The organism is Eubacterium sp. An11 (assembly GCF_002161065.1).
Lineage (GTDB): Bacteria > Bacillota > Clostridia > Lachnospirales > Lachnospiraceae > Anaerobutyricum > Anaerobutyricum faecale.
Genome location: NZ_NFLV01000021.1, coordinates 45,502 through 55,088, shown reverse-complemented (window position 1 = coordinate 55,088; position 9,587 = coordinate 45,502). Strand labels below are relative to the sequence as shown.

The following is a 9,587-nucleotide window of genomic DNA, read 5'->3' as shown; positions in this document are numbered from 1 at the left end:
CCTATGGAAAAACATGAAATTTATTTGCAGGCAGCATAAAATCTGCCAGTAGTTTTAATCTACTGGCAGGAAAAATTTATATTTTTTTCATTGTCTACTTGACGGGGAGCAGTTCATTGCAGCGGCTCTAAAATTATGCTATGTTTAAAAAGAATTGATGTGAGAAAAGCAATAAAAGAGAAAGGACAGAGAACAAAACATGGCAGAATTGATATACAGTAATCCGGAAATATACAGAATCAACGTCCCCCTTACAGGGAATCCTTTAAAGAATCTCAATTGTTATGTCATAAAGGACGGCGGGGAAAGTGCCGTCATAGATACCGGATTCCGTATGGAGGAATGCCACCGGGCACTGATGGATGGACTGCATGAGATTGGCGTATCACCGGAGCATACAAAACTGCTCATCACTCACCTGCACTCTGATCATATCGGTCTGGCAGCATCCTTCGATTATCCGGATACCACCATTTATATGGGAGAGACAGAGTATGAGTATTACCGCCGGATGAAAGAGGGGGATCTTCTTGGCCGGATTGATCAGCAGTACCGGCTGGAAGGATTCCCGGAGGAAGAACTGCAGGATGCCATTAAGACAAATCCCGCCAGTATTTATCTGCCGGACGCCACATTTCCTGTGACAACTCTCCGGGAAGGAGATGAGGTGAGGGTGGGAGACACCGTTCTCACCGCGCTGTTTATGCCGGGACATACGCCGGGTCAGATGATTTTTTATATCAGAGACAAGAAAATCATGTTTCTTGCCGATCACCTGCTTTTTGATATTACGCCAAATATCACCAAGTGGGCGGGAGTGGATAATTCTCTGCAGCAGTACATGCACAACCTGGATCGTCTGCTGGAATTTGACATTGCGGTGGCCCTTCCGGCTCACCGGGGTCTTGCTAATAAAAGGATCAAAGACCGGGTAGGAGAGATTCTCGCTCATCATGAAAAGCGTCTCGGGCAGATCATGCAGGTATTAAAAGAACATCCCGGAGCTACCGGTTATGAAATTGCCGGAGGACTTACCTGGTCCATGCGCGGAAAAGCCTGGAAAGACGCTCCGAACAGGCAGAAATGGTTTGCAGTGGGGGAGACCCTGGCACATCTGGAATATCTACAGGCCAGAGGAGAGATCCGGCAGATAAAGAAAGAGGAAAATGGGAGAGAAGTCAATTCGTACATTTTGATCTAGACGGAAATCAGACGGACACCAGAAGAGCAGCCCGCATTTGAGAGGAAAGGCAGGGGGGATATCCATGGAACTTCGTACACTACGGTATTTTTTAACAACAGCCAACGAGGGGAATATCAGCAGGGCCGCTGATATCCTGCATGTGACACAGCCGACTCTGAGCCGGCAGCTGATGGAGCTGGAAAGAGAGCTGGGAGCGGTGTTGATGGTACGTGGGAAAAAGGGAGTCACTCTCACCGATGACGGCGTATTTTTCCGCCAGAGAGCAGAGGAAATCGTGGAACTGGCGGACCGGGCGGAAAAGGCGTTTGCGGAGAGAGACAACGCGGTCAGCGGCATAATCACCATAGGAGCGACAGAGGCGGTGGGAAGCCGGCTGCTGGCAAAGATCATGAAACGATTTTCAGAAAAATATCCGCTGGTGCAGTTCCATCTGTATAATGAGATGGCGGATAATATCAAAGATAAAATGGACAAAGGTCTCATAGATATCGGTCTTCTGCTGGAACCGGTGGATACTACAAAATATGAATTTATACGACTGTCTCAGAAAGAGACCTGGGGCGTGCTCATGAAAGATACGCATCCGCTGGCGCAGAGAGAAGTGATATCCGTGGAGGAGATTTCCGCTTATCCGCTGATCCTGCCCCTGAGAGAAAATGTGCGGGCGGAGATTTTAAACTGGATCGGGAAGGAAGAGAGAGAGCTTCAGATTCCATTATACTATACCCTTTTATCCAACGCGGTGCTGATGGTGGATGCCGGTATGGGATGTGCGTTTTGTCTGGATGGCGCTCTTGCCATTCACAGCAGTCCGAGCCTGCGTTTTGTGCCCATTGTTCCGGAACATACTACCCGGAGTGTTCTGCTCTGGAAGAAAAATCAGTTATTCACTCCGGTAACTTCCCTGTTTATTCAGGAAATCAATATGCTGAAAAATGAGAGCAGGGAGAGCGAGTGAGGATAATTCCATCATGTTATCTCCGGTAATAGGAGAAAGACGAAAGAATATAAAAATGCAGTGGATCCTGCCAAATGGGCAGGTGCTGTATTTTTATATTCTTTTTTTGTATGGGAAATGATAAATCATAAGTATTTTACATGAAAATAAAGGATGGTTATACTAAAAGCGTAAGAAATGAATACAAGTCTCAAAGAAAGGAAAGAATGTGATGAATAATTTTGAGTTTTGTGTTTCCACCGATGTATTATTCGGAAAAGGACAGGAGGAGCAACTTCCGGCGAAGCTTGCTTCTTTTGGAAAAAAGATTCTTCTGACCTATGGTGGAGGAAGTATTAAAAAGAATGGATTATATGACAAAATAAAAAAATTACTCAGTGATTTTGAGATTTTTGAGCTGGGCGGCATTGACCCGAATCCCCGCGTGGAAAGTGTCAATGAAGGAGCGGATATCTGCAAAAGAGAAGGGGTCGATCTGATCCTGGCAGTGGGAGGCGGCAGTACCATCGACTGCTCCAAAGCCATTGCGGCGGCAGCATTTTATGACGGAGACGCCTGGGATCTGCTGACAGGAAAAGGCCGGATTACACAGGCTTTGCCAATTGCTGTGGTGCTGACCATCGCGGCGACGGGCAGCGAGATGGACTGTGCGGCTGTCATTTCCAATATGGATACCAATGAAAAGCTGCTGATGGGACATCCGGCGCTCCTGCCAAAGATTGCTGTGCTGAACCCGGAAAATACCTTTACGGTGCCGCCTTACCAGACGGCCTCCGGTTCTGCCGATATGATGAGCCATGTCATTGAGAGTTATTTTGACACAGTGGAAGCTTTTGTGCCGGATGCCATCGCGGAAGGCCTGCTCCGCTCCGCTATAAAATATACGCCGATGGCTCTGGAGGATCCGGAAAATTATGAGGCGAGGGCGCAGCTCATGTGGACCAGCTCTCTGGCGCTCAACGGGATCACCAGCACAGGAAAGAGCTTTATGTGGAGCTGCCATTATATTGAGCATGAACTTTCCGCCCACTATGACATCACCCACGGAGCCGGTCTTGCCATGCTGACACCAAAGTGGATGCGGTACATTTTATCGGATAAAACTGTGGATAAATTCTGTGACTATGCGGTAAATGTGTGGGGATTTGCCAGAGAAGACGATACATTTGCCCTTGCCAGAAAAGGGATTGACGCCACCGAAGAATTCTTTGAAAAAATCGGACTTCCGTCCACGCTGGGAGAATTCGGTATCGACAGTTCTAAATTTGAGCAGATGGCAGAAAAAGCCGTGCAGGTGGGCTGCCTGAAAGACGCCTATGTGCCTCTTGGCAAAGAAGATGTCATTGAAATTCTTAGAATGTGTCTGTAAAACTGCTGCCGCAATAAGACAGGCGGGGGACAGACAGGGATCATGATGAGGGCAATAAAAATATGGAGACGGAAAAGAAAATGACGTACATACACGAAGAAAGAGAGCCGGAAAAAGAGAAAATACTGATTGTCTCTTACTCATATTCGGGAAATACCCATCGGATTGCCCGGGAGATTCAGAAACTTTCAGACGGCGATCTGTGCGAAATCTATCCGTGGCAGCCTTATCCCATGTCGTTCCCGGAACTTCTCGCGCAGGTGAGGCAGGAGGTGCGCAGCAATTACCGCCCCCGTCTGCTTCCACAGCCGTATTTTCCAAAAGAATATGACGTGATTTTTGTGGGTTCTCCCAACTGGTGCGGGACGATCGCGCCGCCGCTGGCTTCCTGGCTGTATCACAATAATCTGGCGGGAAAAGTCCTGCTCCCGTTCAGTTCCCACTGCGGAGGGGTGCCGGGAAATATGCAAAGAGACGTGGAACGCATTTGTCCGAAATCGGACGTAAGAGAGGTTTTAAGCATCATCAATGACGGCGGGGACAGCCTCTCAGGCAGAGTGAGACTCTGGATGGAGAAAAACAAGATTGATTTATAAAAGGAAAAGGAGAATAGAATGATGAAGAAAAATATCGGACATACATTAGCGTTATACCCGACACCGCTTGTGGTAGTCGGAACTCTCGTAGACGGCAGACCAAACTGGGTGCTGGTAGGACATGTGGGCATCATCGGCCATGACCGGGTGATGGTAAGTCTGGCAAAACCGCACTATACGAACAAAGGAATCAAAGAGACGCAGAAACTTTCCATCAATATTATCAATGAGGAGCTTTTGCCGCAGGCAGATCGTGCCGGCTGTGTCAGCGGAGCAAAGGAAGATAAGTCGACACTCTTTCAGACCGTATACGCCAACAACGGGACCCCGATGATCGCCGATGCACCGGTGGTCATGGAATGTACCGTGGATGATATCTATGAGACAGAAGGTTTCGAAAGTTTTATCTGCAAGATTGATAATACATTTGTGGAAGAAGATGTACTGACACCGGAAGGAAAAATTGATTATCATACCTTAAAACCGGTACTGTTCCAGATGCCTGGATATGAGTATCTGCGGACAGGAGACGTCATCGCAAAGTGCATGTCCTTCGGGAAAAAAGAAAAATAATTCACTGCGACGTGCAGGCGGCAGACGGAATGACTTACTCTGCCGCCTGTTTTATATAAAATGCAGACCGTATCACGTGAGGAGGTAGATCCATGAGAAAAAAAGTAATTGCTCTTGTGCTGACATCAGCTCTTCTGATGGCTGCTGCAGGGTGCGGAAATACAGGAACGCAGAGCAGCGGTGGGCAGACAGAAAACACACAGCCGGCGGTGGAAAATACAACGGCGGCTGCTGATGATGCTCAGGAAGATACACAAAATGAAGAACAGACGACAGGTGATGTCATCGGGACGGCGGAAGGGACTGCCGCAGTGCCAGAGGAAACAGAAGATGGCTCCCACATTCTGGTGGCGTATTTTTCCTGGGCGGATAATGCTGTGACTGATGAGAACGTGGATGCCGTCTCTTCCCCGAGTGTCACAGCACCGGGAAATGTACAGGAGCTGGCAGGATGGGTGCAGGAGGAAACGGGTGGAGACCTGTTTTCTATCCGGGTGACAGACCCGTATCCCAGTGACTGGGACGCCTGTCTGGAGAGAGCCAATGACGAGCGGGGAGAAGACGCCCGGCCGCAGCTGCAGGAAAATGTAGAGAATCTGGATCATTATGACACTGTATTTTTGGGATATCCCAACTGGTGGTATGGTGTGCCGATGGCCCTTCTTTCTTTCCTCGAAGAAAATGATCTGTCCGGTAAGCAGGTATATCTGTTCTGCTCCCACGGGACCGGCGGCCTGGCAGACAGTGTAGACATCATCGAGGAAGCGGCGCCGGCTGCAGAGATTTCTGATAATATTTTTGACTGCTACGAAGAGGATGTCCATTCCTCCCGGGAAGAGATTCTGAGCTGGGTGGAAGGATTAGGATACTGATAGGAGTGAGGAGAATGTTTCATTTAAACGAAAAACAATATATACGATTCCAAACGATATTTCTCTGTGCCTTTCTGTTTTGTTTTCTGATGGCAGGTTTCCACACCGGAATGTGGCATGAGGTCTTTGCCGCTGCTGTCCCGGAGAAAACTGCTGCGAGTGAAACAGAGACAGCATCAGGAGGAAATGCATTGAAAGGACAGATGACAGATTCAGGAGAAAACACCGTTGATGTATTCCTGCCGGCAGAAAGAGAGACGGAGATCACGGTATACACTTACGGCGAGGAAAGTTACACAGTACGGGGAATGTTGGACGTGATTGATCCGGAAGACGGAGAGGGCGAATATTTTCTGGAAATCAGCGGTCCGGTGGAAAAAGAGGAGACTGTATCCGATGAAAAAAAGAATATGCCTGAAAACATACATCCGGACGAATTTGGGGATGCCAGCGTCTCTCTGACCATCTATGACGGTGAAAAAGTGTATGGTTTCTTCGGGAAAGCAAAAGTGACAGAAGAGATGGAAGATTCCGTACAGCATATAGAGATCATGGGACATAAAGAAGGATTTTATGATGGAGAGGAAATATATTCCTAGCGTACATTTTTTTCAATGTAGAAAGACGGGAGGAACACACCATGAAAGTTGTAGTGATTAACGGAAGTCCGCGGGACAGGGGAAATTCCGATCTGCTCTGTGACCAATGGATCCTGGGAGCGGAGGAAGCAGGACATGAGGTAGAAAAGATTGCGCTTCGGGAAAAGAAGATACAGCCGTGCAAAGCGTGTTACGCCTGCTTTCGGACGGGAGTCTGCGTGCAGAAGGATGATATGGCTGAGATCCTTAAGAAAATAGAAGATGCGTTTGTCATAGTGACGGGGCATGATGGCAGACAGGGGCTTAAAAGAACGGCGGATGATCTGACAGCTATTTTGCAAAATCTTGGCTGTACAGTACGCAGAACCATCTGGGGAGAACGTGTATGGCAGAAGGGAGAGGTCATCGGAACCCGCGCCATGGAAGAAGCATATCAGACGGGAAAAAATATGTAATTGTATTGATGATATGCAGATGATTTTGGTGACGCAGTGATGCGGCCGGCATTAATGCTTTATCGGCATGAAAGGCAATGAGGGATAGGCATTGTACATTCCGAAAACGCCGTTTTATAATAAAAGTATCCGAAAATGTATTGGCAGAAAAAGGAGGAATCTTAACGTGAAAATTGTTGTACTGGAAGGAAGTCCCAATAAAAAAGGTTCATCGAATCTTCTGGCAGGAGAATTTATCAGGGGAGCAGAAGAGGCCGGACATCATGTTCAGGTGATAGACGCGGCCCACGCGGATATCCATCCGTGTACCGGATGCATCCATTGTGGTTATGAAGGCCCATGTGTGCAGAAGGATGATGTGGAAGTATTCCGCAAAGAGATTCTGGAGGCGGATATGATGGTCTTTGTGACGCCTCTTTATTACTACGGAATGTCGGCACAGCTGAAAACACTGATTGACCGTTTCTGTGCCTTTAACAGCAGTATACAGGGAAAAGGCATGAAGTCAGCGATCCTTTCCGCGGCCTGGAACAGCGATCACTGGACGTTTGACGCGCTGGAGGCCCACTATGATACACTGGTACGGTATTTAAATCTGACGGATATGGGAAGAGTCTGGGGCAGAGGCTGTGGTACTCCGTCCATGACGAAACATTCCCGGTATATGAAGGAAGCATATGAGCTTGGAAGGGGGATTAAATGAGAAAATTATTTTCACTGGGACTGGCAATGCTTCTTGCCGGTACACTGACCGGCTGTGCCGCGGCGGAGGACGCCCGGACCGGTCAGAGCGGCGGAGACACCGTGACGGAAAATGTGCAGAATACAGAAAATGTACAAAATACAAAAAAACCTCAGAATACAGAAGCGGCCGGCAGGGAGGAAGGTACAGAGAATTTGTCGGAAACAGGTACAGATGATATGGCGGAGACGGAAGCCGGAGGTTCAGTGGTCTACATGACAACAGATATCAGTACGAAGGGACTTCTGGACATTTACAGTGCTCTGCGGGAAGGAGACATGGGCGCTCCGGGAGAACATGTGGCCGTGAAGATCAGCACCGGTGAAAATGGCAGTAATTATCTGCGGCCGGAGCTGATCGGTGACCTGGTCCGGCAGATAGAGGGAACTATCGTGGAATGTAACACAGCCTACGGCGGCGACCGGGCCAATACCGCATACCATATGCAGCTGGCGGAAGACCACGGTTATACGGACATTGCCAATGTGGATATCATGGATGCGGATGGTTCCATGACGCTGCCGGTAAGCGGCGGCAGACATCTCACAGAAAATTATGTGGGATCACATTTTGCCGATTATGATTACTATGTGGTTTTATCACATTTTAAGGGACATGCCATGGCAGGTTACGGCGGAGCCATTAAAAATATATCCATCGGCATTGCATCCTCTGACGGGAAGTCCCACATCCATTCCGGAGGAACCGGCGGCAGTATGTGGGGAGGAGACCAGGATGCATTTCTGGAATCCATGGCTGAGGCTGGCAAGTCGGTGACGGATTATCTGGATGGACATATCCTTTATATTAATGTGATGAACCGCCTGTCTGTGGACTGCGATTGTGACAGCAATCCGGCGGAACCCGATATGCATGATATCGGTATTCTCGCTTCCTACGATCCGGTGGCGCTGGACCAGGCCTGTGTGGATCTGGTCTACAATGCGGAGGATGGAGCATCCCTGATCGAGCGGATTGAATCGAGAAACGGTCTTCTGACCCTGGAACACGCGGAAGAAATCGGTCTCGGGAGCCGGGAATATTCTCTGGTGAGCATCGACGGAGAATAAAAGGATCAAGGAGGATATCCCGGTGAGCATCGGCGGAAAATAAAATGGTGAAAGAATATATAAATGATGAAGATGGAAGAAGAGGAGAAATAACCAATGAAATACACAAAACTTGGTAATTCAGAACTTATGGTGTCCCGCATCTGTATGGGATGCATGGGATTTGGCGACGCTAAAAACGGACAGCACAGCTGGACTCTTGATGAAGAACATTCCCGGGAGATTATTCGGCGGGGACTGGAACTGGGAGTAAATTTTTTTGATACGGCCATTGGCTATCAGAGCGGTACCAGCGAACAGTATCTAGGAAGAACACTGCGGGATTTTGCAAAACGGGATGATGTGGTTGTGGCCACAAAGTTTCTGCCTCGCACCGAGGAGGAAATCGCCTCCGGCGTCACCGGACAGCAGCATATTGAGCGACTTTTGAATAAAAGTCTTTCCAATCTGGGAATGGACTATGTGGATCTGTATATTTATCATATGTGGGATTACCAGACCCCTCTTTATGATATCATGGATGGACTGAACCGGATGGTAAAAGCCGGAAAAGTCCGCTATATCGGTATTTCCAACTGCTTTGCATGGCAGCTGGCCAAAGCCAATGCGCTGGCGGAAAAAGAGGGATTCGCAAAGTTCGTGTCCGTACAGGGACATTACAATCTGATCTTCCGGGAGGAAGAGCGGGAGATGGCAAAACTCTGTGCCGAGGATAACATCGCAATGACGCCGTACAGTGCTCTGGCCAGCGGCCGTCTGTCCAAACACCCGGGCGAGACTTCCAAACGTCTGGAAGAGGACAGTTACGCAAAGTTCAAATACGACGCCACTGCAAAACAGGATGATATCATTATCGGACGGGTGGCGGAGCTGGCTGACAAACGTGGTGTGACCATGACGGAAGTGGCTCTGGCATGGCTTCTTACCAAGGTGACTGCTCCGGTGGTGGGAGCCACGAAACTGCATCACATTGACGGGGCAGCGAAAGCGGTGGATCTGGTCCTGACAGAAGAAGAATGTAATTATCTGGAAGAAATGTATGTGCCGCACAGACTGGTGGGCGTTATGGCGCAGAATACAAAAGCGGCTGCCAAAGAAAAACATGTGTGGGGCACCGGAAACCAGAAACTGGATGACTGAGAAGACAGC

11 protein-coding genes are annotated in these 9,587 nt (G+C 48.6%); all 11 read left to right on the top strand.

Going from position 1 to position 9,587, the window contains the following annotated elements; all coding sequences use genetic code 11:
* Window positions 1-199: 199 nt before the first annotated feature.
* The 11 genes from B5E53_RS13805 (at window position 200) to B5E53_RS13755 (ending at window position 9,578) form a co-directional block, all read left to right on the top strand.
* Window positions 200-1,201 (top strand): MBL fold metallo-hydrolase, encoded by a 1,002-nt coding sequence (locus B5E53_RS13805; RefSeq protein WP_087316022.1) that lies wholly within the window; start codon window positions 200-202, stop codon window positions 1,199-1,201.
* 64 nt (window positions 1,202-1,265) lie between these two features.
* Complete coding sequence (locus B5E53_RS13800; protein ID WP_087316019.1) at window positions 1,266-2,162, top strand: LysR family transcriptional regulator; 897 nt, start codon at window positions 1,266-1,268, stop codon at window positions 2,160-2,162.
* A 211-nt stretch (window positions 2,163-2,373) separates the two neighbouring features.
* Window positions 2,374-3,531, top strand: a complete 1,158-nt coding sequence (locus B5E53_RS13795) for an iron-containing alcohol dehydrogenase (protein WP_087316017.1) — start codon at window positions 2,374-2,376, stop codon at window positions 3,529-3,531.
* A gap of 62 nt (window positions 3,532-3,593) precedes the next feature.
* Window positions 3,594-4,127, top strand: a complete 534-nt coding sequence (locus tag B5E53_RS13790; RefSeq protein ID WP_087316014.1) for a flavodoxin — start codon at window positions 3,594-3,596, stop codon at window positions 4,125-4,127.
* Between the two features lie 18 nt (window positions 4,128-4,145).
* Entirely contained in the window at window positions 4,146-4,700 is a 555-nt protein-coding gene (locus B5E53_RS13785; protein WP_343215658.1) for a flavin reductase family protein, read from the top strand.
* Between the two features lie 92 nt (window positions 4,701-4,792).
* On the top strand, window positions 4,793-5,572 hold the full coding sequence (locus B5E53_RS13780) for a flavodoxin (RefSeq protein WP_087316009.1): 780 nt from the start codon (window positions 4,793-4,795) through the stop codon (window positions 5,570-5,572).
* Window positions 5,573-5,763: 191 nt separating this feature from the next.
* A complete protein-coding gene (locus B5E53_RS13775; RefSeq protein WP_140401501.1) occupies window positions 5,764-6,171 on the top strand; it encodes a hypothetical protein in 408 nt (135 codons plus the stop codon).
* Window positions 6,172-6,212: 41 nt separating this feature from the next.
* Complete coding sequence (locus B5E53_RS13770; RefSeq protein WP_087316005.1) at window positions 6,213-6,626, top strand: flavodoxin family protein; 414 nt, start codon at window positions 6,213-6,215, stop codon at window positions 6,624-6,626.
* A gap of 166 nt (window positions 6,627-6,792) precedes the next feature.
* The gene (locus B5E53_RS13765; RefSeq protein ID WP_087316003.1) at window positions 6,793-7,329 is read left to right on the top strand and encodes a flavodoxin family protein; all 537 of its coding nucleotides are present in this window, start codon (window positions 6,793-6,795) and stop codon (window positions 7,327-7,329) included.
* A gap of 218 nt (window positions 7,330-7,547) precedes the next feature.
* The gene (locus B5E53_RS13760; RefSeq protein ID WP_242963735.1) at window positions 7,548-8,438 is read left to right on the top strand and encodes a DUF362 domain-containing protein; all 891 of its coding nucleotides are present in this window, start codon (window positions 7,548-7,550) and stop codon (window positions 8,436-8,438) included.
* Between the two features lie 96 nt (window positions 8,439-8,534).
* Window positions 8,535-9,578 (top strand): aldo/keto reductase, encoded by a 1,044-nt coding sequence (locus B5E53_RS13755; protein ID WP_087316001.1) that lies wholly within the window; start codon window positions 8,535-8,537, stop codon window positions 9,576-9,578.
* The last annotated feature ends 9 nt before the right edge of the window (window positions 9,579-9,587 follow it).